The sequence below is a fragment of the Candidatus Sphingomonas colombiensis genome, assembly GCA_029202845.1.
GTDB classification, from domain to species: domain Bacteria; phylum Pseudomonadota; class Alphaproteobacteria; order Sphingomonadales; family Sphingomonadaceae; genus Sphingomonas; species Sphingomonas colombiensis.
Genome location: CP119315.1, coordinates 1,752,081 through 1,776,593, shown reverse-complemented (window position 1 = coordinate 1,776,593; position 24,513 = coordinate 1,752,081). Strand labels below are relative to the sequence as shown.

The window sequence follows — 24,513 nt, the reverse complement described above, 5'->3', positions numbered from 1 at the left end:
GTCAGTTTGATCTGGCCAGCTCGCCGGGGCTCCGGGGCTGGCTTTGTTGTTGGTTTCTCGGGCGGTCGGCTCAGCCGGTTCGCCGAAACAGAAGGTTGAAGGCGCGGGTTTCGCCGACGCGCAGCGTGTCGACGCCGCCAGCGGCATCGCGATGGAATTTGAGCACGATGCTGGTCTCCAGCGGCTTGGCCTCGCCGGTGAAGACATCGCGATACGCAGGCTCAAGCGGCTGACCGCTCCAGCGCGGGCCGCTGAACACGAGGCGATCGCCATCGACCGTGACGGTGATGCACGACGCGATCTCGCTCGAACAATAGCGCCCGGCATAAGCCGCCAGATCCGCGACGGGTGCATCGACGCGATCGAACGACTGACGCTCGCCCTCGCGCGTTTCACGCACCAGCGCCTTGCCGGAGAAAGCGAACACGTCCTCGCGCAGCAGCCAGCGCCCAGCCCCGACCGGAACGAGCGCGCGGCCGTTCACCGTCAGGCCGCCCTTGCCGTCGGCCGCGAAACGATAGGGGAAGCCGGTCAGCCGATCGGCCCAAACGCCCGTCGGCAATGGCGCGCGCGGGGCATAGGGCTTGGCGCGATAAGCGGGCAGATACAGGTCCGCCACCTGACGGCCGAGCACCGGCGTATCCGCCTCGCCGGTGTTGCACAGCAACGACACCGCGAGCTTCTGCGCCGGGTAGCGCGCCATCCATGCGCGATAGCCGCCGGTGGAGCCGGAATGGCTCACCTCGAACACACCGTTGTGATCGCCGCCGACCAGCGCCAGACCATAAGCCATTCTGGCCCCGCCGGTCAGCACGAATGGCTGCTCCATCTCCGCGACGAAGCCCTTGCCGAAGAAGTCGCTATCGAGCGCAGCCTGCCATTTGACGAGATCGCCGACCGTGGTCAGCAAGCCGCCATTGCCATAAGCGTCCTCGATCACCTGCTCGTTACGATAGCCCGCCGCCGACGCCTCGTAAGCGCCGGTGCGCCCGATAACGACGCGGCCGTGATCGTCACGCCAGCTCGTCTGCGTCATGCCTAGCGGCTTGAAGATGCGATCGCGCGTGAAATCCGCCAGCGACTGGCCGCCGACCCGCGCGACGACGATCGCGGCGAGGTTATAATTGCTGTTGCTGTAGAGATAATGCGAGCCGGGCGCGAAGTTCAGTTCCTTCTGCTGCGCGACCAGCTTCAGCACGTCATCATTGTCCGCGGTGCGGCTGTTGCGCGGCCAGCCCTCCAGCGCCGCCAGCGAGCCCCAGTCGCGCAACCCGCTGACATGGTGGAGCATGTGGCGCAGCGTGATCGTCGCGCCGTATTCGGGCAGCTCGGGGAGGAACTTGCGCACGTCATCGTCGAGCGACAGCTTGCCGTCACGCGCCAGCATCAACAGCGCGGCGGCGGTGAACTGCTTCGAATCCGATCCTGCCTCGTAGATCGAATCGACTGTGGCGGGGATGCCGCTTTCCAGATCGGCCATGCCATAAGCACGCGCGGCGACCGGCTTGCCATCGCGCGACACGGCCACCGCACAACCCGGCGCAGCCTTGTTGCTCGCCCAGCGCGAGAAGATGGCATCGACTTGAGCGAGCGCGGGATCGGCGGAGGCGGGCGCACCGGCGGCAAGCGCGACGACGCCAACGGTCGCTGCGGTCATGCGACGCGCGATCGATGCCAATAGTGTCCCTCGTGCAGCAGCGCGCACCCTGTTCTCCGATTCCTGAGCCTTTCTCCGTCGTCGCGGCGCGCGCGGAGATGTTTTGACGGACGCCCGATAACCGGCGTCGCTGTCATCAACCTGTCATCAATCGAAAAAGTGCGGCGGCTCTCGGAAAATGCCGCCGAGCGCGGCGCTGCACCGGCGTCAGGCGGTGGGTCAGGCGGTCGTCAAACGGGCAGCGCGACGGTGATGATCGCCCCGCCGGCACGCCGCGAGACGCAGCGGGATACTCCGTCGCCGGATGAGGCACGGATCACCTCTCCCGACAGATCGATCTCGATCGCGCGCGGATCGGCGGCGTCGGCGCGGGCGAAGCGCTTGGCATGGGCTTCCTTCGCGGTCCAGCGCAACAGGCGGTCGCCGCCAGCGCGCAGCTCGCGCGGGGTGAACAGGTCGTCGGGCAGCACGGGCTGGCCGAGCGGCTCGATATCCACGCCGATCGGCACACGCGCCAGCGCGATCGCGCAGTGCGCGCCCTGCCCCGCGACGCTCAGCCACCATCCGGCGGGGGCGAGCACCTCCAGGGCACCGAACGGTGAGCGCGCCAGCACGATCGTATCCGGATGCACCCCCACCAGCGTCGCGAGCAAAGCGCGCGTCGCCCGCCGCCGCTCCGCGCGCCACGCCGCCTGCGGGCGGGCGGCGAGATCGGCGAGATCGGCGAGATCGTCCGAGGTCAGCGCCGCACGCTTCAGCAGCGCGCCCGCGTCATCGAGCCGACCGTACCACACGAAAGCCGCGTCGCGGGCGAGCGGCGGGACTACCTCTCCCGCCGTCACCCATTGGATGCGCATCATCCGCCGCGCGTGAGGCGGGCGGGCGATCCTTCCCATGAGGTTCCGTCAGGCAGGGATTCGCCCTTCATCACCACGGACAGATCGCCGAGCTGCGCATCCTCACCAATCTCCGCATCGTAGAGTACGATCGCATAGGAGCCGATCGTCGCGCGATCCTTCACGGTGACACCGCTCACCTTCATCACGCGATCCTCGAACAGATGCGTCTGGAGGCCCGCCAGATCGTTCAGCGCCACATCGTCGCCGATCGTCACCAGATCGTGCTCGGTCAGATCGGTGGTGTCGAGATAGCAACGCTTGCCGATCTTGCAGCCGAGCAGCCGGAAATAGGCCGGCAGCCACGGCGTTCCGCGCAATGGCTCCAGCAAATTGGGCACCGCGAGATTCTCATAGGTCGCCGTCACCAGCTCGGTGCGCCAGACGAAGGTGCTCCACAATGGCTGCGTAGTGGGCTTGTAGCGCCCCATCACCAGCCATTTGAGCGCCACAACCGCCAGCCCGCACGCCAGCGCGAACCCGACATAGAGGAACGGGAACGCGACCAGCACGAGATAGCCGCCGTTGCGCATGTCATCCAGCTCGCCCACCGCCGACAGCAACAGGCTGAAGAAGACGATGAACGCGGTCAGTGACAAGGTGACGCGAACCGCCTCGATCGACAGCCGCTTGGCGACCAGTTTCGGCCCCGGATTGAAGCGCGCGCCCTCATCGAACAGCGCGACCTTCTGGCGCACGGGCAGCGAGATCGGCGGGGAGCCGAACCAGGTGCCGTCCGCGCGTGCCGCCTCGCCGCTTTCGGGCGGCTTGGAAAGCACGCCGATCAGCACGCCGTCGCCGATCGTCGCGCCGGTCGGCAGCAAGGCGGAATTGCCGATGAAGCTGCGCCGCCCGATCCGCGTATGCGCCAGCCGGATCGCGCCCGGCTCGACCCGCGCCGCGCCGAACAGCACGGCATCGGCGATGAAGCTCTCCGGCCCGATATCGACCAGATCGGGGACGATCGCCGCCGCCGTGGATATCTCCGCGCGCCGCCCGACCTTCACACCGAGCGCGCGATACCAGGGGATGACGTAAAGCGTCGCATAGATCGGATGGAGCAGCCGGAGCGCGAGATCGTTGACCTGCTGGACGAACCAGAAACGGACGTAGAACCAGCTATCCATGCGATAGCGCCCCGGCCGGACGCGGCCCAGGAACAGCCGCTTGGCGACCACCGTCAGCACGCACATCAGGATGACATAGGTGGTGGCGAGCACCGGCGCGATCAGCAGATAGGTGTAGGTCTCGCTGCGCCAGTCGATCTCGATCATCGAGATCAGGCCCGGCGCGATCGGCACGATGGCGACCAGCGGCAGGATCAGCGCGGCGAGCGTCAGCGCGAGGCCGACCGTGAAGCGCCGCGCGAAGCCGCCGCGCGGGCGCGGCTCCCATGCGATGCCGTGTTCGACGCAGGCGGCGGGCGATCCGCTCCAGCGTTCGCGCGGCGGGATGCGCTCACCGACCGGCAGCGCGGAAAGGTCCTCCAGCGCCGCGCCCGCGCCGATCGAGCAATCGCGACCGACCACCGCCATCGAACCGACGAATGCGCCGGGCCCGATATCCGCCCGGCCTAGCCGGAGCAGCCCGCGCTCCACCGAGCTGGTCGCGAGCATCGCATAATCGCTGACGATCGCGCCGTCGCCGATCGTCACCAGATCGGCGACATCGATATTGCCGCGCCCGATAAAGGCATCGCGGCCAACCTTCGCCCCGAGCAGCCGGTAATAAGTGCGGATCAGCGGCGTGCCCGCCAGATAGGGCGTCGCGATCACCTCCGAGAAGCGCCGCACGAACCACCAGCGGAAATAATAGCTGCCCCACAAGGGATAATCGCCCGCGCGGAACCGCCCGATCACCAGCCATTTGACGAGTATCGACGCCAGCATCGCGAGCGGCGGGATGAAAATGAAACTCAGCCCGCTCATCAGCAGCGCGGTGACGCGATCGACCTGATCGGCAAGCCGCGTATAGGCGACATAAGGGAAGAACCATTGCAGCCCGGCGATGGTGAAGATCGGGATCAGCGCGATCGTCTGCGCGAAACCGCACAGCCAGCGTTTCCACGCGGCGATGCGATGAAACGGCAGCGCCTCCGCGACATGCTCCGGCGCCGCGCTGCCCAGCCGGGCGGCGAGCGCGCGGATGTTCGGCGCCGCATAAAGATCCTGGATCGACACCCCCGCCAGCCCCGGCGCCTTGCGGATCGCCGATACCAGCCGCGCCGCCTTGAGCGAGTGGCCGCCGAGATCCTCGAACAGATCGTCGAGCACCGATACCTTCTGCGGCGCGAATGCCTCGGCCCAGATTTCGTGAAGCGTCTCCTCCAGCGGCGTTGCCGGCGCGACGGTCTCGCGATCGGCGGCCGGGGCGAGCACGGGGCGCTGCAACGCCTTGCGATCTACCTTGCCCGATGCCGGCAGGGTCGGCAGCGCATCGAGCAGCTGATAACCCGCCGGTCGCATGTAATTGGGCAGGCGATCGCGCACCCGCGCGCGCACCGCCTCCAGATCGACCGCCGCGCCGCCGCGCGGAACGATGAAACCGGCGAGGAACTCCGCGCCGTCATCATCGCGAAACAGCTGGACCACCGCCTGCGCCACCGTCGGATCGTCGGCGATCACCGCCTCGATCTCGCCCAGTTCGACGCGGAAGCCGCGAATCTTCACCTGCGTGTCGATCCGCCCGACGAAATCGATATCGCCCACCGCATCGAGCCGCACGAGATCGCCGGAACGATAGATCAGCACGGTTTCGCCATCCGGCCCCTCAAACGGGGTCTGGACGAATTTCTCCGCCGTCAGGTCCGGCCGGTTGACATAACCCGCGCCAACGCCAGGGCCACCGATCACCAGCTCGCCTTCCGCGCCCGCCGGCACCGGCCATAATTCCTCGTCGACGATCCACGCGGTATAGCCGGGCAGCGGCCGCCCGATCGTGACACGCCGGCCGGGCTGCACCTCCGTCCAGGTTGCCGTCACGGTGGTTTCGGTGGGGCCATAGGTATTGAGGATGCGCAGGCCCGGCCGCGCCCAGCGATCGACCAGATCGGGCGGGCACGCCTCCCCACCCAGATTGAGCAGCCGCAGCGTCGGCATTTCCGTCTCGACCAGCGTGAGCAGCGACGGGACGACATGCCATACCGTCACCCCCTCGGCCGCGAGCACGATCGCCATGTCCGGCCCCGCCGTGGCCAGCGCCTCTGACGCGACGAGCAGCTTGGCGCCGACGAAGAATGCGCTCCACATCGTCTCGACAGACATGTCGAACGCGAGGCTGAAGCCGCCGAACACCCGGTCCGTCGCATCGAGCGCGAGAATCGCGCATTCCGAACGAACGAGGTGGCAGACGTTGCGATGGGTGATCATCACCCCCTTCGGCCGCCCGGTCGTGCCCGAGGTGTAGATGATATAGGCGAGATCGTCGGGCGTCGCGCCGGTCTGCGCGCGCTCGAGCGGCTCGGCCGGCCGCGCGGCGAGATCGCCCAGCGCCGCGTCCACCGCGAGCGCGCGTACCGGCATCGCATCGGCCCGCTGGCTTTCGGTGACGACGAGCACCGCCGCGCTATCCTCGACGATATAGTCGATCCGATCCTGCGGATAACTCCAGTCAACCGGCACATAACACGCGCCGCACCAGAGCGTGCCGAGGATCGCCATATATTGATCGAGCCCGCGCGGCAGACAGATCACCACGCGATCGCCGCGCTTCACGCCAAGTTCGCGTAAACGATGGGCGAAGCGCCACGCACGATCGCGCAGCTCGACATAGGTCAGTTCGGTACGGCGACTGCTTTCGGGATCGACATCGATCTGCTGCACCGCCTGATGCGTCGCATAGGCCTGACACGCCGCATCGAAAATCTCGTGGAGCAGCTCGTCACGCGCATAGGGTTCGTCATCCCGCAGCGCCGGTGACGGCGCGATCGGGGCGAAGATGGTGGGAGCGATTTCCGTTGCGGTGGCCATCGGCTCAACCTGCGCGATTGCGGGGCGATTTGCCACCCGTCGCGATCGGGCTTCAGATGAAATCTGCCTCGCGTTCGCCAATCGTCACCTCAAGCGGCGAAAGGCCCGCGATCGAGACGATCAGCCGATCGCCCGGCGCCACCGCGCCGACACCGGCCGGCGTGCCGGTATAGATCAGATCGCCCGGCAACAGCCGCTCCAGCCGCGAGAGATGCGCGATCACCTCGGCCACGTTCCAGATCATGTCGCCGATGTCGCCACGCTGGCGGACATCGCCGTTGAGCGTCAGCGTGATCGCGCCCGAACTGGCATGGCCGGCATCCGCCACCCGCCGCAACGAACCGATCGGCGCGGAGAAAGCGAAATTCTTCGCAATATCCCACGGGCGTCCCTTGTCCTTCGCCTGCGCCTGAAGATCGCGCCGCGTCATGTCGAGCCCGGCGGCATAGCCATAGACGAGATCGAGCGCGCGCTCGGGGGCCACCGCCGCGCCTTCGCGCCCGATCGCGACGACCAGCTCGGCCTCGTAGTGAAGATCGCCCGTCACCGGCGGATAGGGGATCAACCCGCCGCCCGGCACCGCATCTTGCGCGAACTTGTAGAAAAAGAAGGGCGGCTCGCGATCGGGATTGCTCCCCATCTCTCGCGCGTGATCGGCATAATTGCGCCCGACGCAGAAAATCCGCCCGACCGGAAAGCGTTCCTCGCTGCCATGGATGGCAACCGTCGGCGAAGCGGGCAGATCGAAGACATTGGGCATGAAGATTTGCTCCGGACGCGGGCGCGATGATTGCGCCGACAATTGCGCGCTCTGACCCATTGGACGGCCGCGTGGCAAGAGGGCGGTCAGGCGGGCAGCAAGGCCGCGCGCAGCCGCGTCAGTTCGCCCGCCAGCGCCACGATTTCCGCTTCCCCGCGCGATCCGGCGAAGATCGACGCCGACAGGCAGAAGCCCGGCGCGATTTCGGTGATCGGCACCGCGACGGTGCAGATGCCGCGATGCGTGAAGCCATCGTCCACGGCGAAGCCGCGATCGCGCGCACGCCGCACCTGCGCCGCATAATCCTCGAACGACAGCGCGGTCTGCCAGCGGACCGCCGCGTAGCGCCTCGCCAGCTCGCCGCCGCTCACCTCCTGCGCCGCCGCGAGCGCGCGCCCCACCGCGCCGCCACCGAGCGGCTGGCGCTGGCCGTCGGCCATCGCGACGCGGACCCCGGCGTCGCTCTCGGCGCGGAGGATGAGCCGCACGCGTTCGCGCGAGATCACTTTCCACAAAGCGATCGCAGCGTCGTTCGCCTGCGCGAGCTTCGCCATCGCCGGGCGCGCGCGCTCCGCCAGCCCCTGCGCCGCATCGTCGCGCAATGCCTCCGCCGCCGCCCAGACGCGCGTGAGGCGATAATATTTGGTGCGCGCATCCCGCTCGATTGCGCCTTCGTCGAGCAGCGTTTTCAGCAGGTTGAAACAGCTCGACGGGCTGAGGCCCACGATGCGCGCGATATCGGAGAGCGACATTGGGCTGCTCTCGCCAAGCAGACGAAGGATCGCGAAGGCTTGCGCGACGGAGCGGATCGGGCCGGTCATCGCGGCACGATAGTTTTCATATATATGAAATTCAATTCTCAATGTTGAAGAACTTCGGGCCAGGGTTTATCGCCCCACAAGTCGACTCGAAGGAGAAAATGCCATGGGCCGCATTCTGGAGGGGAAGGTCGTCGCGATCACCGGCGCGGGCCGTGGGATCGGGCGCGAGATCGCCCTGCTGTGCGCGCGTGAAGGTGCGGCGGTGGTCGTCAACGATCCCGGCGTCGCGCAAGGCGGCGACGGTGGAGACGCCGGGCCCGCGGAAACGACCGTCGCCGATATCGTCGCGGCCGGCGGCAAGGCGATCGCCAACCTTGCCGACGTTTCCGATCCCAAGGCGGCAACCTCGATCGTCGAGGATGCGGTGCAACGCTTCGGCCGGATCGACGCGGTCGTGAACAACGCCGGCATCCTGCGCGACACGATCTGGCACAAGATGAGCTATGAGGACTGGACGAGCGTCATCGACGTCAATCTGACCGGCGCGTTCAATGTCTCCAAGGCCGCAACCCCCTATTTCCGCGAGCAGCAATCGGGCAGCTTCATCCACTTCACCTCCACCAGCGGGCTGATCGGCAATCTGGGGCAGGCGAATTATTCCGCCGCCAAATTGGGGCTGGCGGCAATGTCGCAATCGATCGCGCTCGACATGGCGCGGGTGGGCGTGCGATCCAATTGCATCGCCCCTTTCGCGTGGAGTCGTATGACCGCCTCCATCCCCGCCGAGACGCCCGAGCAGAAGCAGCGCGTCGAACGGATGCAATCGATGAGCGCGGAGAAGATCGCGCCGCTCGTCGCCTATCTCGCGTCCGATCGGTCGGTGGACGTGACCAACCAGATTTTCGCGGTGCGCCGCAACGAAATCCTGCTGTTCTCAAAACCGCGCCCGATCCGCTCGATGGTGAAGGTAGAGGGTTGGACGGCGGAGAGCATCGCCGACGAGCTGATCCCTGCGTTCCGCCCCAGCTTCGCCCGCGCCGACGAGGTGTCGGCGCATGTCTTCCCGTACGATCCGGTCTGAGGAAATCCCCATGAGCACCACCAACCCCTGCATGGATGCGGACGTGTTCGAGCAGTTCATCGAACAGCTTGACCGTTTTGTTCGCGAGCGGCTGATCCCGGCGGAACGCGCGATCGTCGAGACCGACCAGATCCCGGCCGATATCCTGGCCGAGATGCGCGACATGGGACTGTTCGGCCTCACCATGCCCGAGGAGTTCGGCGGCGCGGGGATGAACGTCAGCCAATATGTGCGGACGATCTACACGCTGAGCTACGCCATGCCGGCGTTCCGATCGATCATCTCGATCAACATCGGCATGTTCTGTTCGGCGTTGAAGAATGGCGGGACGGACGCGCAGAAGGCGGCATGGCTGCCGCGCGTCGCGGGTGGCGAGATCGCCTGTTTCGGGCTGACCGAGCCGGGATCGGGATCGGACTCCGCCGGGCTGCAAACGACTGCCGTGAAAACCGATAACGGCTGGGTGCTCAACGGCACCAAGCGCTACATCACCAACGCCCCCTTCGCGAACGTCGCGCTGATCATGGCGCGGACCTCGAAGGAAAATCTGCCCAAGAACGCGCACGTCTCCGCCTTTATCGTGCCGATGGATGCGCCGGGCGTTTCGGTCGGCAAATCCGATAAGAAGATGGGCCAATCCGGCAGCCATATCGCCGATATCATCATGGAAGACGTTCACGTCCCCGCCGATGCCTTGCTCGGCGGCGAGCTGGGCAAGGGCTTCGTCTATGCGATGATGAGCCTCGATAACGGCCGCATGTCGGTCGGTGCGGCGGCGGCGGCTTATGCCCGGCGCGCGCTCGATTCAGCGGTGCGTTACGCCACCGAGCGCAAGGCGTTCGGTGAGCCGATCGCCAATTTCCAGCTGATCCAGCAGATGCTGGCCGACAGCGAGATCGAAATCTACGCCGCCGAATGCATGATGGAGGACGTGATGCGCCGCGCCGACGCGGGCGAGAACGTGTTGCGCAAGGCGGCCGCGTTCAAGGTCTTCGCATCCGAGATGTGCGGCCGCGTGGTCGATCGGTGCGTGCAGGTTTATGGCGGCGCGGGCTATCTTGCCGAATATGACGCGGAACGCTTCTTCCGCGATGCGCGCATCTATCGCATCTACGAGGGCACGACGCAGATCCTGCAGCTCCAGATCGCCAAGCATATGCTGCGCGAATTCGCGCAACACGGCTGATCGGCGATGTACGACATGCTTTCCGGCCTGTCGGTGATCGAGGCGTCGTCGTTCGTCGCCTCACCCACCGCCGGCCTCTATTGCGCGCAGATGGGCGCGGAAGTGATCCGCGTCGATCAGATCGGCGGCGGCCCGGATTTCCGCCGCTGGCCGGTGACGGCGGGGAATGACTCGCTTTATTGGGAGAACCTCAACCGCGCGAAGAAATCGGTCGCGCTCGATCTTGGGCGGCCCGAGGGGCGCGAATTGTTGCAGGCGCTGGTCCGCGCGACGGGACAGGTGATCACCAATTTCCCGGCAAAGGGCTTCATGGCGCATGACGCGCTGGCGGCAGGACGCGCCGATCTGATCACCGTGCGCGTGATGGGCTGGGCGGACGGCAGCCCGGCACTCGATTATACGGTCAACAATGCGGTCGGCTATCCGATGCTGACCGGCGCGGGGCCCGAGCCGATCAACCATGTGCTGCCGGCCTGGGATTTGCTGAGCGGGGCCTATGCGGCCTTCGCGCTGCTCGCGGCACTGCGCCGCCGGGCGGAGACCGGCAATGGTGGCGAGGTGCGCATCCCGCTGTCCGATGTGGCAATCGGCACGGTCGCCAATCTCGGCAGCGTGGCGGAGGTGCTCTACACCGGCGCGGATCGGCCACGGCTCGGCAATACGGTGTATGGGTTGTTCGGGCGCGACTTCGTCACCGCTGACGGCGTGCGGACGATGATCGTCGTCGTCACGCCGCGCCAATGGGCGAACCTGCTCGCCGCGCTCGATCTGGGCGACGCGGTGGCCGCGGCGGAAGCGCGACTGGGCGTATCCTTCGCGAAGGATGACGGGCTGCGCTTCGATCACCGCGATACGCTGTTTCCGCTGTTCGAACAGGCAATCGCGCGGCGCGACCATGCCGATCTCGCCACCGCGCTGGACGCGGGCGGCGTGGTCCATTCGGCCTATCGCGCAATGTCCGACGCGATCCGCGATCCCGCGCTGGTGCGCGACAATCCGATCTTCGGCGCGGCGGAGAATCCCAGCGGCTTCGCCTATCCCGCCGCCGGCGCCTTCGCGACCGTGCCGCAGCTCGAGCGCCAGCCGCCCCTCCCCGCCCCCCGCAACGGCCAGCATTCCGAACAGATACTCGCCGAGCGCCTGTCGCTTTCCTCGGGCGAGATCGCCCGTCTCATCGACTCAAACATCGTAGGAATTGCCCAATGACCCTGCGCCGCGCCGCCATCGTCGCCCCGCTCCGCACCCCTGTCGGCAAGTTCGGCGGCGCGCTCGCCAGCATGAACGCCGGGCAGCTTGGTGCGGTGATCCTGAAAGCGCTGATCGAGCGGACCGGGATCAATCCGTCGCGCGTCGACGACGTGGTGTTCAGCCAGGGTTATGGCAATGCCGAGGCGCCGGCGATCGGCCATTGGTCATGGCTCGCCGCCGGGCTGCCGATCGAGGTGCCGGGCTATCAGCTCGATCGGCGCTGTGGCTCCGGGCTTCAGGCGGTCGTCAACGCCGCGATGATGATCCAGACCGGCATGTCAGACGTGGTGGTCGCGGGCGGCGTGGAGAGCATGTCGAACGTCGAATATTATACGACCGAGGGGCGGCGCGGCACGCGTGCGGGCGGGCTGATGCTGCACGATCGCCTGACGCGCGGGCGACTGATGTCGCAGCCGATCGAGCGGTTCGGCGTGATCTCAGGCATGATCGAGACGGCGGAAAACCTCGCGCGCGATTATGACATTACCCGCGAGCAGGCCGATGCCTATGCCGTCCGCTCGCACCAGCGCGCGGCGGCGGCGTGGGAAAAGGGCCTGTTCGACGACGAACTCGTCCCCGTGCCCGTGCCGCAGCGCAAGGGCGACGCGGTGATCTTCGCGAAGGACGAGGGCTATCGCGCCGACGCCAGCATGGAGACGCTCGGCGCGCTGAAGCCGCTGGAGGCCAAGGCCATCCCCGGCGCGATCGTTACCGCCGGCAACGCCAGCCAGCAGAATGACGCCGCCGCCGCCTGCCTGGTCGTCGCGGAGGACAAGCTCGAGGAACTCGGGCTGGAGCCGATCGCCTGGTTCCACAGCGCCGCTTCCGCCGGCTGTGATCCCGCACGCATGGGGATCGGCCCGGTCCCGGCGGTCGAGCGGCTATTCGCGCGCAACGGGCTTGGCTGGGGCGATATCGACCTGGTCGAGCTGAACGAGGCGTTCGCCCCGCAGGTGCTCGCGGTGCTCAAGGGCTGGGGCTGGAGCGCCGGCGACAGCCGCAACGACATCCTCAATGTCAACGGATCGGGCATCTCGCTCGGCCACCCGATCGGCGCGACCGGTGGACGCATCCTTGCCAATCTGACCCGCGAGCTGCAACGACGCGGCGGGCGCTATGGTCTCGAGACCATGTGCATCGGCGGTGGGCAGGGGATCGCAGCGATCTTCGAGCGCGCCGCATAATAATAATTGGGGGGCGGGATGGACGATTGGAGCGCATGGACCGGGCGGACGGAGACGCAAGCCGACCGGGTTGATCCCGGCGCGCTTGCGCGCTGGTGCGCGACGCTCGATCGCTCCGCGCCGCTGGACGGCACCGCCCCGCTCGGCTTCCACTGGTGCCTGTGCCTGCCAGATGCGCCGACCGCGATGCTGAGCCCCGACGGCCATCCCCGCCGCGATCTCGGCCCGCGCAGCTTCCTGCCGCCGATCCCGCTGCCGCGCCGCATGTGGGCATCGAGCCGGATGGAATTCCTCCAGCCGTTGCGCGCAAACGATGCGATCGAGCGGCGATCGCGCATCATGTCGATCACGCATAAACATGGCGCGTCGGGCGAATTGGTGTTCGTCGATCTGGCGCATGATGTGTACGCGGCGGGCGAACTTGCGGTGCGCGAGGTGCAGTCCATCGTCTATCGCGAGGCCGCGCCGAAGAACGCGCCGCCTTCGCCGCCACCGCCGGGCGTCGGCAATTTCGATACCGCCGCATGGGATGCGGTGCGCACGATCGCGCCGGCCGCGCCGTTGCTGTTCCGCTATTCGGCGCTGACCTTCAACAGCCACCGCATCCACTACGACCTGGCCTATGCCACCGCGAAAGAGGGGTATCGCGGGCTGGTGGTTCACGCCCCGCTCACCGCGACGCTACTGCTCGAACTGGCGCGGCGCGAATTGGGCGAGCAGGCGCTCAAGGCCTTTTCCTTCCGTGGCATCTCCCCCGCTATCGCCGGCGAGACGCTGCATCTGGCGATGAAGCACGACGGCGAGGCGATCGAGCTGGGCGCATTCGCCGCGGATGGACGGCGGGTGATGCAGGCGCGCGCCGAACGCTGACGGTTCAGGGCGGGGCTGGCGTGCCTTTGCGGACGATACGGCGATAGAGGCCGCGCAACAGCATCAGCACGGTAATCGCCACCGCGAGCACCAGCAGCGCGACCGCCGCCGCCGCCCATGGGCTGGCGAAGGCGGCGAGCAGCAGCCCGGTCGTGGCGAGATCGCCCCCGGTCGACAGCACCGCATTAGACATCGGCTCCGGGCTGGCGTTCACCAGCACGCGCGTCCCCGCTTTGGCGCCATGAGTGAGCATCGCCGCGCCGCCGCCGAGCAACAGTGCCACGACCTGCCATTTCGGATCGCTCGGATCGACGATCGCCAGCGCCAGCAACGCGCCGCCGACCGGGCGGATCAGCGTGTGGACCGTATCCCATGCGCTATCGATCCACATCACCTTGTCCGCGAAAAACTCCGCCAGCGCGCCAATGCCCGCCACCGCGATCACCCATGGATTGGCGAGCACATCGAGCATGTGGAGATGCGCAGGCATCGCGATCCAGCCGAAGTGCATCGCAAGCCCGGTGACGAACACGCAAACGTAGAGCCGCCACCCGCTCAACAGGCTGACGCTTGCCGCCAGCCCAAGGATCCCTGCCGCCGTCATCGTGATAATCTAACACGTTACGGGGGGACGCGCATCTGTCGCGTCCGCGGTTAGCGAACCCGCTCTACCTCGGCGCGGCGGCTCGGCGCGGCGGGAGCGTCCGCCAGCGGCATCCGCACGGTAAAGACGCTGCCCTTGCCCGGACCGCCGCTCGCTACCGTGATGGTGCCCCCATGCAGCGCGACGAGCTGCTTGACGAGCGCCAGCCCGATCCCAAGGCCGCCCTGCGCGCGCGCGCGATGATCCTCCACCTGCGCGAAGATCTGGAAGATACGCGATTGCATTTCGATCGGGATGCCGATGCCCGTATCGGCGACGACGATCTGCACCTCATCGCCCACGCAGCGCGTCGTCAGCGAAATGTCGCCACCGGCCGGGGTATATTTAGCGGCGTTGTTGAGCAAATTGCCGATGACCTGCGCCAGCCGCGTGTGATCGGCATCGATCCACACCGGCTCGTCCGGCCCTTCCTGCGTGAACACATGGCCGCCCGCCTCCAGATTGAGCCGGCTGGCTTCGACCGCTGAGCGCAGAACCTCGTTCAGCGCGATTCTTTCCCGCTTGAGCGAGATCTTGCCTTCACTGATCCGCGAGATATCGAGCAGATCTTCCACCAGCCGCGACAGGTGAAACAACTGGCGCCCCATCTGCTCGCGGATCGCCGCGGCCTGATCGGTATCACCACGCCGGTTGAGCAGATGGAGCCCCCCGCCCAGCGCCGCCACGGGATTGCGCAGCTCATGCGCAAGCACGGCGAGAAACTCGTCCTTGTGCCGATCGGCGTCCCGCAGCGCGCGGGTGGCGGCTTCCAGCTCGTCGCGTTGCGCGGCGAGTTGCTGGCGCTGGCGATGAAGATCGAAGAAGACGTTGGCCTTGCTGCGCAGGATATCCGGCTCGATCGGCTTCTGGATGAAATCCACCGCGCCCGCGCCATAGCCGCGAAAGCGCCGCTGGCTGTCGGCGCTGCCAGCCGTCACGAAGATGATCGGGATGTGGCGCGTGCGCTCGCTGCCACGCATGAATTCCGCCAGCTCGAACCCGTCCATGCCCGGCATCTGCACATCGAGCAGCGCGAGCGCGACATCATGGTGCAACAGCAGCTCCAGCGCCTCTTCGCCCGAACGCGCCTTGAGCACGACGAGATCGTCGCGCCGCAACAGCGCCTCAAGCGAAAGAAGATTGCCCTCCAGATCGTCGACCAGGAGAAAGTGGACCTGCTCCATTGTGTCCTTCATATCCCTCCGAGATCAAGCAGACGGGATGCGATCGCGTCGAGCGACAGCGCGCGCGCCGCGGTACATCCATGGAGCGCCGCTAACGGCATCGTCGATGAACAGGCGGTTGCCGGATCTTCCACCAATGCGATTCCGCCCGCCTCCTCCACCGCCGCCAGCCCGCGTGCGCCATCCTGATTGGCGCCGGTGAGCACCACCCCGGCCAGCGCCGGACCATAAGCCTCCGCCGCGCTTTCGAACAGCACGTCGATCGACGGGCGCGAATAGAGCACGGGATCGTCAGCCGATAGCGACAAGGTGCGATCAGTCTCCACCAGCAGGTGATAATCGGGCGGCGCGAAATAGACCGTACCGCCGACCACCGGCTCCTTATCGTCCGCCTCGCGCACCGCGATCCGGCATTTGGACTGGAACAGCGGCGTGAGCGAATTGCGCCGATCGGCCGGCACATGAACGACGACAAGCACCGGCAGCGGATAATCCGCCGGCAGATGCGGCAGGATTGCCGACAGGGCCTCCACCGCGCCGGCGGACGCGCCGATCACCACCGCCTCGATCCGCGTCGCGCTCATGCCTCGCGCCTTTGGTAGATTTTCTCGTCACGATCGAAATCGACGAAGGATCGCGCGTGATCGGAGAAGCGAAGGCTTTCCTTGGCGCCCAGCCCGAGGAAACCGCTACGCGCGAGCGAATCCCGAAACAGCCCGATCGCTCGGTTCTGTAACGGGCGATCGAAATAGATCAGCACGTTGCGGCAGGATATCAGGTGCATCTCGGCGAACACCGCGTCGGTGACCAGGCTGTGATCGGAAAACACCACGCGGCTGCGCAGGCTCTTGTCGAACGCCGCGCCGCCATAAGCCGTGCTGTAATAGTCCGAGAGCGACGATTTGCCGCCCGAACGCTGATGATTCTCGGTGAAGGTCTTGATCCGGTCGAGCGAATAGATGCCGCTCGACGCCGCCGCCAGCGCATCGGGATTGATATCGGTGGCATAGAATATCGTGCGCTCCTCCAGCCCCTCCTCGCGGAACAGGATGACGAACGAATATAACTCCTCGCCGTTGCTGCACCCGGCGATCCAGATGCGCAGCGACGGATAGGTGCGCAGGCGCGGAACGACCTTTTCGCGGAGCGCGCGGAAATATTGCGGATCGCGAAACATCTCGCTCACCTGCACCGTGAGATAGCCGAGCAGCGCGCTCAGCATCGCGGGATCGTGAAGCAGCGCCTCCTGCATCGCGGAGAAATTGCGCAGCCCCATCTGCTCGCGCGCCTGTCGCAATCGCCGCTTGATCGACGCACGCGCATAATTGCGGAAATCGTAGTGATAGCGCCGGTAAAGCGCGTCGAGCAGCAGCTCGATCTCGATATCCTCGATCTCGTCGCGCATCGCGGCCGGCCTTATCGCGGCATCCAGACGCGGACGAGCGAGAGCAGCTTGTCCACATCCAGCGGCTTGGCCATGTAATCGTTCGCGCCCGCCTCGATACAGCGTTCCTGATCGTCCGGCATCGCCTTCGCGGTCAGCATGATGATCGGAAGCTTGCGCCAGCGCGCATCACCCCGGATCGCGCGCGTCGCGGTCAGGCCGTCCATCACCGGCATCATCACGTCCATCAGCACGAGATCGATCGCCGGAGCGTCGTCCGCCGCCGCCTTTTCCAGCGCATCGACCGCCTCGCGCCCGTTACGCGCGATCTCCACGATCGCCCCGCGCGGCTCCAGGATGTTGGTGAGCGAATAGACGTTGCGCACGTCATCCTCGACGACGAGGATGCGCCGCCCCTCTAGGATCGCGTCGCGGCTGCGCGCCTTCTGGATCATCTTCTGCTGTTCGGGCGGCAGTTCGTTGACCACCTGATGCAGGAACAGGGAAACCTCGTCGAGCAGGCGTTCGGGCGAGCGGGCGCCCTTGATGATGATCGAATCCGAATAACGGCGCAGGCGCTGTTCCTGCTCGGACGACAGATCGTGCCCCGTATAGACGATCACCGGGGGAAAGGGGTGGGAGCCATCCGCGCTCAGCGTTTCGAGCAGCGAGAAGCCGGTCGCATCGGGCAGCGTTAGATCGAGCACCATGCAATCGAAGGTCTGCTCCTTCAGCCGCTCCAGGCACTCGGCGGCTGTGCCGGCGCCTACCGTTTCCACCTCGCTGGAAGCGAGCAGCTTGCCAACCGCCTCGCGCTGGCGCGGATCGTCCTCCACGATCAGCACGCGGCGCATCGTGCGCGTCAGCGTGGAGGAAAGCGAATCGAGCACGGTCGCCAGATCCTCACGCTTCACGGGCTTCATCAGATAGCCGATCGCGCCGAGCGACAACGCGGTCTGCGTATGATCGGCGCCCGAGATGACATGGACCGGAATGTGTCGCGTCGCGACATCGCGCTTCAGCCGATCGAGCACCGCCAGACCCGATTGATCCGGCAGGCCGACATCGAGCACCACCGCATTCGGCCGGCATTTCTTGGCCAGATCGAGCGCTTCCTCGGCGGTGCCGGCGACCAGGCATTGGAAGCCCATTTCGCGGGAGAGATCGCGCACGATGCCGGCGAAGGTCGAATCATCCTCGACGACGAGCAGGATGCGCCGACCATCGCTTAGCCCGTCGCGATCATCCTCCACCCGCCGTGGCAGTGCCGCCGGGCGTGAATCGCGGACGGGCGCCACCGGCTGGATCGCGGCGCGCGGATCGGCGGGTGTTGCCGGCGCCGCCGACATTTCGCGCGGCGCGACCAGCGCGGGATCGTAACCGAGCGGAAGGGTGACCGTGAAGCTGCTGCCCTTCCCCTCGGCGCTCGTCAGCGTGATCCTCGCGCCGAGCAGCCGCGCCAGCTCCCGCGAGATCGAAAGCCCCAGCCCGGTGCCACCGTATCGCCGGCTGATCGTGCCATCGGCCTGATGGAATGCCTCGAAGATGCCGCGCTGCTGCTCGGCCGCGATGCCGATCCCTGTATCGGTGACGGCGAACGCGAGGTGATCGTCGCCCGCGCGCTCGATCGTCAGCCGCACACTGCCCTCGGCAGTAAATTTGAAGGCATTGGACAGCAGATTCTTCAGAATCTGCTCCAGCCGCTGACGGTCGGTATCGATCGTCGGAGAGCAATCCGCCGCGATGGCGATTTCGAATTGCAGATGCCGCTCGTCCGCGACCGGCTGGAACAATGGGCGCAGATCGGCCGCCAGCCGCTCCAGCGCCACCGTTTCCGGCCGAATCTGAACATGCCCGGCCTCGATCTTCGACAGATCGAGGATATCGTTGATCAGGCCGAGCAGATCATTGCCCGACGAATGGATCGTCTGGGCATAATTCACCTGCTCTTCCGAGAGATTGTCGTCCGGATTGTCGCCGAGCAGCTTGGAAAGGATCAACAGCGAGTTGAGCGGCGTGCGCAGCTCATGGGACATGTTGGCGAGGAAATCGGATTTGTAGCGGCTCGCCTGTTCCAGCTCGCGCGCCTTCAGCTCCACCGAGGCATTGGAACGGGCGAGATCGTCGCGCTGCACTTCAAGCTGCTGCGCCTGTTCCTCGAGCTGTACGTTGGTCTGTTCCAGCTCCGCCTGTTGCTGCTCCAGCCGGCTCTGCGAGTCACGCAGCGCGCGGCCTTGCTCCTCAAGCTCCTCGTTCGAAACGCGCAGTTCCTCGCTTTGGACCTGCAATTCTTCCGACTGACGCTGGGTTTCCTCCAGCAGATTCTGCAATTCGCTGCGGTAGCGCGCGGAGCGGAGCGCGACGCCCATCGCCGAGGAGACTTCCCCAAGCAATTCCAAAACGCGGTCGTCGACCGGGTGCAGGAAACCAAGCTCGACGACGCCCTGCACCAGTTCGTCGGCGCGTGCCGGGGCGATCGCCAGATGCCGCGGGCGATCCCGCCCAAGCGCCGACCCGATCGTGAGATAGCCGTCGGGGATATCGCTCAGCACCATCGGCGCGCGATCGGCCGCGACTTGCCCCAGCAACCCCTCGCCGCGTGCGAATCCCTGGACGATCCCGGCATCCGCCGGCACGCCATAAGTCGCGACGCGGCGATAGTTTCGGCCATCGCCGACGAAGATCGCCCCCGCCTCCGCGCCCAGGAATCGCGCGAGGAAGGCGAGGATATTGTCGCCAAGCTGTTCCACGCCCGGATCGCCGAGCACCGCCGCAGCAAGCTCGAGCTGCCCGGACTGGAGCCATTCATGTCGATCGCGCGCCAGCGCGACGCGGCGGACCAGCGCGCCGATCGCGATCGCCAGCAGGATGCCGACCAGCGCGGTCAACGCGATCGTCAGCCACGCGACCCGATAGGCGGACGCCATCGCCGCGATCCCTTCGCGACGGATGCGGGATTCCTCCTGCAACATCAGGCCCAGCTGCTCGCGGATCGCATCCATCTCGGCCTTGCCGCGATCGTCGCTTACCACCGATATCGCCGCCGCCGCTCCCTTCGTACGGCGAAGTTCGATCGTTTCCGCAAGCTCCGCGAACTTGCCGCGAATATGGCGACGCAACACCACCATCCTCGCGGCTTCCGTCGGATTGTCGACCGTCAACGCCGCGACGCGCTCGACCTGCGAAGCGACACTGGAGGCAGCGTCACGATAGGGCTCAAGATAACGATCGCTGCCCGTCAGCAGATAGCCGCGCTGGCCGGTCTCTGCATCCTGCACGGTCGAGAGCAGATCGTCGATCGACCGAATAACGATATGCGAATGCTGGATCTTGGTGGAATCATCGAGCAAAACCCGCACGTTGAAATAGGTGACAACGCCGCTGACGATGAAGAACAGGATCATCGCCGCGAGGCCCAATACGGTTCGCGCGTCCAATCCGGTTTTTCTAGTCAAAGCCGAGCGCACGGGGGCAGAGTTCATTCGCATCTCGACATTTGCGGCCGAAAACTATCGGCACGGGCCTTGAGGAATAGAGAAATTACATATGTTAGCAAGCAGGTGAGGCTTTTTGGCGTCACCGCGCGACGAACCGGAGCGGTGACCGTTACATCGACGAACCGATCGCGCGCGGGGCCGCGCTCGACCGCGATAGCCGCCACCTCTCCACCAGCCGCGCCGCGCAGATCAGCGCCCCGATCAGCAACACCGGCCCGATATCGAACCGCGCACGATTATTCTCCCACACGTCGAACGAGCTGGAGATCACGATCACCCAGCCGCCGAACAGCAGGAGCGCCGCCTCGCTCGCCAGCGCCGGCGTCATGCTCGGCAACGCGCGCGCGCGGAGCAACGCGATCAACCGCACGGTGACCGACAGGGCGAAGCCGACATAGAGCAACAACGCGGCCAGTTCGGTGAGCGACACCTGAAGCAACGGCGCAGCGGTGCGCGCGGGATCGTCGATGCGCCCGAACCACGCCGCCGGCTGAAGCCCGACGACCGCATTGCCGATCCGCTCCCATGGCGCGATCACCGCGCGATTGCGCTCCAGCCCCTTGAACTCGCTCGGCGGCCGGTTGAAATGATAGAGCGAGGTCGCGAGCACGCCGACGAACCCGGCCGGATCCGCCGCCAGCCCGACCATCGCATCCCGCGCCCGCGCCGCGCCGATCTTGGTATAAAGGATGTGGTTCCAATTATCCTGGCCGGTCGATTTGCGCAGATTGTCGAGGCTCGGCTCGCCGGTCGGCGCGATCGGCGGGAGCATGGCGAGATAGACCGGCGGCGGGGAAAAGCCCTGCACCACCGCGAAGCGCGACAGCTTTCCCTCACGAATCATCACCTCACGCGTCGCCAGCGGCAGGCGATCGACGGTGGTGTGATCGACGTTGAGTGGCGCCCAGCTGCTCAGCGCGGTCGAGCCGAAAATAACGAGGTTCTTGAGCATCACTGCGCCGATCACCGCCCCGGGGAGCGCGGCGGCGATCAGCACGCGCCGCCGCTGCCCCGCGCCGGCGAGCAGGGCGATCACCAGCATCGCGACGAACAGCAGCGGGTGAATCATCGAACGCAGCAAGATCGTCGTCGCGAGCATCGCGAAACCGAACAACAGCCAGCCGAAGGAGCGGCGCGTCAGCCCGGCGTGGACGCCCCACAGCGCCATGCACAACAGCCACGGCACGAGCCCGTCGTAATAGAGCTTCTGCGAGAACAGCAGCACCGCCGGCGAGATGCACAGCCATGCCGCCACGATCAGCGCCAGCCGGGGCCGCCCGGTCAGCTCGCGCAGCAGTGCATGCACCGCGAGGATACCGCCCAACGTAACGACGGCGTAGATCGCGCCCATCACCCACGGAAACCCCGTCGCCCCGGCGCGGAGCGCCAGCCCGACGATCAGGTTGAACAGCGGCGGCTGGCTGTGGAGATACCAGAGCGTGCGCCACAGATGATCACGCAGCAGCGCGAGATCGGCGATCTGCATCCAGCTCGCGAGATTATCCGCGTCAAACCGTTGGCCGAGCGCCAGCACGATCAGCCGCACCGCGACGAACAGCGCCACCAATCCCAGCGCCGACCGCGCGTTTCTGCCCTGCGCCACCATGCCCCGCTTCTCCCCTTCTGCGAGCGCTGGTTAGCGGCGCAACGGTAAAAGCCGCGATAACGGCGCCGGGCTCAGAATATTCGTGCCGGCGCCCCCGCCGCGACATCGCTGCCCGATGCGACAAAGGCGAGCAATGCGCTGACCTTGGGCAATTCGCATTCGAAGAAGAAGCGGCAGGCGCGGAGCTTGCCATCGATGAAATCGTGATCAGGTGATCCGGCGCGCGCCTCAGCGGCAACCGCCTGATCGAGCCACAGCCACGCCATCACGACATGGCCGAATGCGTGCAGGAACGCGGTCGCATTATCGAACGCGGCCGGGCGGCCGGCCGCGCGCAACGCCTCGATCGTGATATCGACCGATTGCCACGCCGCCGCCAGCGCGCGGGCATGATCCTTCAGCGCCGCGACACCCTCAGCCGCGGCGACGGTCCGCGCGATCGCATCGCCGAGCACCGGCAATCCCGCGCCGTCGGCAAGGATCTTGCGGCCGACCAGATCGATTCCCTGAATGCCGGTGGTGCCTTCGTGGATCGGGTTCAGCCTGTTGTCCCGCCACAATTGCTCGACGTCGAAATCGCGCGTGTAGCCATAACCGCCGTGAATCTGGATCGCGATGTCGTTGGCGGCGAGGCCATATTCGGACGGCCAGGTCTTCACGACCGGCGTGAGCAGCCCAAGCAACGCGGCATCGTCCTCATTGTGCTCGGCCGTATCAACCAGCCGCGCGCAATAGAGGCACAGCGCCAGTGCGCCTTCGACATAGGTTTTCTGCTGGAGGAGCATCCGCCGCACATCGGGATGCTCGATGATCGCCACCGGCGCGCCGTTGCGCTGCCCGGCCGGCCGCCCCTGCAATCGCTCGCGCGCATATTGGACGGCGAGGCGGTGGCTGCGATAGCCGATCACGGCCGCCCCGATCCCCACGCCGATCCGCGCCTCGTTCATCATCTGGAACATCTGGCGCAGCCCCTCGCCCGGCTCGCCGACGATCCAGCCGATCGCGCCGTCCCCCTCGCCGAAATTGAGCAGGCAATTGGCGGTGCCACGATAGCCCATCTTGTGGTTCAATCCGGCGACGCTGATGTCGTTACGTGCGCCTTCCGGCAGGACTTTCGGCACGATGAACAGCGATATCCCCGCCGTCCCTTCCGGTAGCGTGCCGTCCGCGCCGGGCACCTTGGCCAGCACGAGATGGACGATATTGTCGGTGGCGTCCTGATCGCCGCCCGAAATCCACATCTTGTTGCCCGCCAAACGATAACGCTCGCCGAGCGCATCGCTGCCGTCGGGCACAGCCTTGGTGCGGATATCGGCGAGGCTCGATCCGGCCTGCGGCTCGGAAAGGCACATGGTGCCGAACCAGCGCCCCGCGATCTGCGGCCGCGCGAACGCCTCGAACTGCGCCGCGCTGCCGAAGGTCGCGATCAGCCGCGCATTGGCGACGGTGAGCATCGGATAGGCGGCAGTCGCGACATTCGCCGCCGCGAAGAAGGCGAAGGACGCGGCGCATACCAGATAGGGCAGCCCCAGGCCGCCCCGATCCTCGGGAAAGCCAGCCGAAAACAGCCCAAGCCCGGCATATTGCGCCAGCGCGTCACCGATCGCCGGGCAGATGCGAACCGTGCCGTCCTCCAGCCGCGGCTCCTCGATATCGCTGCGTTTGTAATGCGGAAGGAATTGCTCGATCGCCAGCTTTTCCGACAGATCGAGCAGCGCGTCGACCGTCTCGCGATCGGCGAGCGCACCCGCTCCCAACCACTCGTGGAGCAGGAAATCCATGTCTCGACGATCGAGCAAGGTATTGGTCATGTACGAGATAACTCCATTACCCGGCCGGCGCTATTTCTTCGCGGCGGCGGCCTGACAGATGGCGTGGAAGCCGGCCGCCATGAACGTTGCCATGTGCCGCCTGATCGAAACGAAATCGTTCGACGAGCATAGCCCTTCCGACAGATCGTCGAGCCGCCCGGTGCGCGCCATATTGTGCGTCATCGCCCCGGACAGGAAATGATAGCCCCAGAAGATCGTCTCTTCATCGCAATCCGGCATCGCTTTGCGGAGCAGATCGATCAGCGCGAGGACGACCGGATTGAAATATCTGGTCATCTTGTCGGCGCCCCAGCCATCGGCGCTGTTGGCCTGCGCGCTGATCTTGCCGAATGCGCGCCACTGGTCCTCATTCTCGATCTGCGTGTTCAGATCCGTATCGATCCATGCGTGCAGCGCGCCCTCGACGGTCACATTGTCGCCCACCTCGGCGGCATAGCGGCGCATCGCCTCCAGCCGGCTGAGCGCGGAAAACGGCGCCCGGCGCGCCCACACCGCCTCGTAGATGCTTTCCTTGCCGTTGAAATGATAATGGATCAGCGTCGAGCTGACCCCGACGCGCGTGGCGACATCCTTCAGCGTGACGCCATGATAGCCGAATTCGGCGAACAATTGCTCGGCCGCGTCGAGAATCCGCTCGATCGATGCCTCGCGCGCCCGGGCCTTGTGGTTGCGGGCCCGGGGAGCTTCCGGGGCGGACGCGCCGTCCAGCGCGGCTTGATCGACGCTGTTCATCGCGCACCACGCTGCCGACGGCGG

18 protein-coding genes are annotated in these 24,513 nt (G+C 66.3%); 5 read left to right on the top strand and 13 right to left on the bottom strand.

Annotated features, from left to right (window positions below):
- Positions 1 to 70 precede the first annotated feature (70 nt).
- From P0Y64_08445 to P0Y64_08425, 5 genes are all read right to left on the bottom strand, one after another.
- Positions 71 to 1,657: a serine hydrolase gene (locus tag P0Y64_08445; GenBank protein ID WEK44788.1), complete on the bottom strand. Its 1,587-nt coding sequence runs from the start codon at positions 1,655 to 1,657 to the stop codon at positions 71 to 73.
- 230 nt (positions 1,658 to 1,887) lie between these two features.
- Positions 1,888 to 2,517 (bottom strand): 4'-phosphopantetheinyl transferase superfamily protein, encoded by a 630-nt coding sequence (locus P0Y64_08440; protein WEK44787.1) that lies wholly within the window; start codon positions 2,515 to 2,517, stop codon positions 1,888 to 1,890.
- Positions 2,514 to 6,521, bottom strand: a complete 4,008-nt coding sequence (locus P0Y64_08435; protein WEK44786.1) for an amino acid adenylation domain-containing protein — start codon at positions 6,519 to 6,521, stop codon at positions 2,514 to 2,516. Before P0Y64_08435 ends, P0Y64_08440 begins: the two co-directional genes overlap by 4 nt.
- 52 nt (positions 6,522 to 6,573) lie before the next feature.
- Entirely contained in the window at positions 6,574 to 7,281 is a 708-nt protein-coding gene (locus P0Y64_08430; protein ID WEK44785.1) for a fumarylacetoacetate hydrolase family protein, read from the bottom strand.
- An 86-nt stretch (positions 7,282 to 7,367) separates the two neighbouring features.
- Entirely contained in the window at positions 7,368 to 8,102 is a 735-nt protein-coding gene (locus tag P0Y64_08425) for a helix-turn-helix domain-containing protein (GenBank protein ID WEK44784.1), read from the bottom strand.
- 103 nt (positions 8,103 to 8,205) lie between these two features.
- On the opposite strand from P0Y64_08425, the gene P0Y64_08420 reads away from it, so the two are divergent.
- Genes P0Y64_08420 through P0Y64_08400 form a run of 5 tightly spaced genes read left to right on the top strand, consistent with a single transcriptional unit; the run spans position 8,206 to position 13,611 of the window.
- Positions 8,206 to 9,123: an SDR family oxidoreductase gene (locus P0Y64_08420; GenBank protein WEK44783.1), complete on the top strand. Its 918-nt coding sequence runs from the start codon at positions 8,206 to 8,208 to the stop codon at positions 9,121 to 9,123.
- A gap of 10 nt (positions 9,124 to 9,133) precedes the next feature.
- Positions 9,134 to 10,309, top strand: coding sequence for an acyl-CoA dehydrogenase family protein (locus P0Y64_08415; protein WEK44782.1), 1,176 nt, complete (start codon positions 9,134 to 9,136; stop codon positions 10,307 to 10,309).
- 6 nt (positions 10,310 to 10,315) lie between these two features.
- Complete coding sequence (locus P0Y64_08410) at positions 10,316 to 11,515, top strand: CoA transferase (GenBank protein ID WEK44781.1); 1,200 nt, start codon at positions 10,316 to 10,318, stop codon at positions 11,513 to 11,515.
- The gene (locus tag P0Y64_08405; GenBank protein ID WEK44780.1) at positions 11,512 to 12,741 is read left to right on the top strand and encodes an acetyl-CoA C-acetyltransferase; all 1,230 of its coding nucleotides are present in this window, start codon (positions 11,512 to 11,514) and stop codon (positions 12,739 to 12,741) included. The genes P0Y64_08410 and P0Y64_08405 overlap by 4 nt, the downstream gene beginning before the upstream one ends.
- Before the next feature lie 18 nt (positions 12,742 to 12,759).
- Complete coding sequence (locus P0Y64_08400; GenBank protein ID WEK44779.1) at positions 12,760 to 13,611, top strand: MaoC family dehydratase N-terminal domain-containing protein; 852 nt, start codon at positions 12,760 to 12,762, stop codon at positions 13,609 to 13,611.
- 4 nt (positions 13,612 to 13,615) lie between these two features.
- On the opposite strand, the gene P0Y64_08395 is transcribed toward P0Y64_08400, so the two are convergent.
- The 8 genes from P0Y64_08395 to P0Y64_08360 form a co-directional block, all read right to left on the bottom strand.
- The gene (locus P0Y64_08395; GenBank protein ID WEK44778.1) at positions 13,616 to 14,215 is read right to left on the bottom strand and encodes a DUF4126 domain-containing protein; all 600 of its coding nucleotides are present in this window, start codon (positions 14,213 to 14,215) and stop codon (positions 13,616 to 13,618) included.
- Between the two features lie 50 nt (positions 14,216 to 14,265).
- Positions 14,266 to 15,450 (bottom strand): hybrid sensor histidine kinase/response regulator, encoded by a 1,185-nt coding sequence (locus P0Y64_08390; GenBank protein ID WEK44777.1) that lies wholly within the window; start codon positions 15,448 to 15,450, stop codon positions 14,266 to 14,268.
- Positions 15,447 to 16,022, bottom strand: coding sequence for a chemotaxis protein CheB (locus P0Y64_08385; protein ID WEK44776.1), 576 nt, complete (start codon positions 16,020 to 16,022; stop codon positions 15,447 to 15,449). Before P0Y64_08385 ends, P0Y64_08390 begins: the two co-directional genes overlap by 4 nt.
- A complete protein-coding gene (locus P0Y64_08380; GenBank protein ID WEK44775.1) occupies positions 16,019 to 16,843 on the bottom strand; it encodes a protein-glutamate O-methyltransferase CheR in 825 nt (274 codons plus the stop codon). Before P0Y64_08380 ends, P0Y64_08385 begins: the two co-directional genes overlap by 4 nt.
- Positions 16,844 to 16,854: 11 nt before the next feature.
- A complete protein-coding gene (locus P0Y64_08375) occupies positions 16,855 to 20,310 on the bottom strand; it encodes a response regulator (GenBank protein ID WEK44774.1) in 3,456 nt (1,151 codons plus the stop codon).
- Positions 20,311 to 20,428: 118 nt separating this feature from the next.
- Positions 20,429 to 21,922: a hypothetical protein gene (locus P0Y64_08370; GenBank protein ID WEK44773.1), complete on the bottom strand. Its 1,494-nt coding sequence runs from the start codon at positions 21,920 to 21,922 to the stop codon at positions 20,429 to 20,431.
- A 74-nt stretch (positions 21,923 to 21,996) separates the two neighbouring features.
- Positions 21,997 to 23,736 carry an acyl-CoA dehydrogenase gene (locus P0Y64_08365; GenBank protein WEK44772.1) on the bottom strand — a complete coding sequence of 580 codons (1,740 nt, stop codon included), beginning with the start codon at positions 23,734 to 23,736 and terminating at the stop codon, positions 21,997 to 21,999.
- A gap of 30 nt (positions 23,737 to 23,766) precedes the next feature.
- Complete coding sequence (locus tag P0Y64_08360) at positions 23,767 to 24,489, bottom strand: TetR/AcrR family transcriptional regulator (GenBank protein ID WEK44771.1); 723 nt, start codon at positions 24,487 to 24,489, stop codon at positions 23,767 to 23,769.
- Between the last annotated feature and the right edge of the window lie 24 nt (positions 24,490 to 24,513).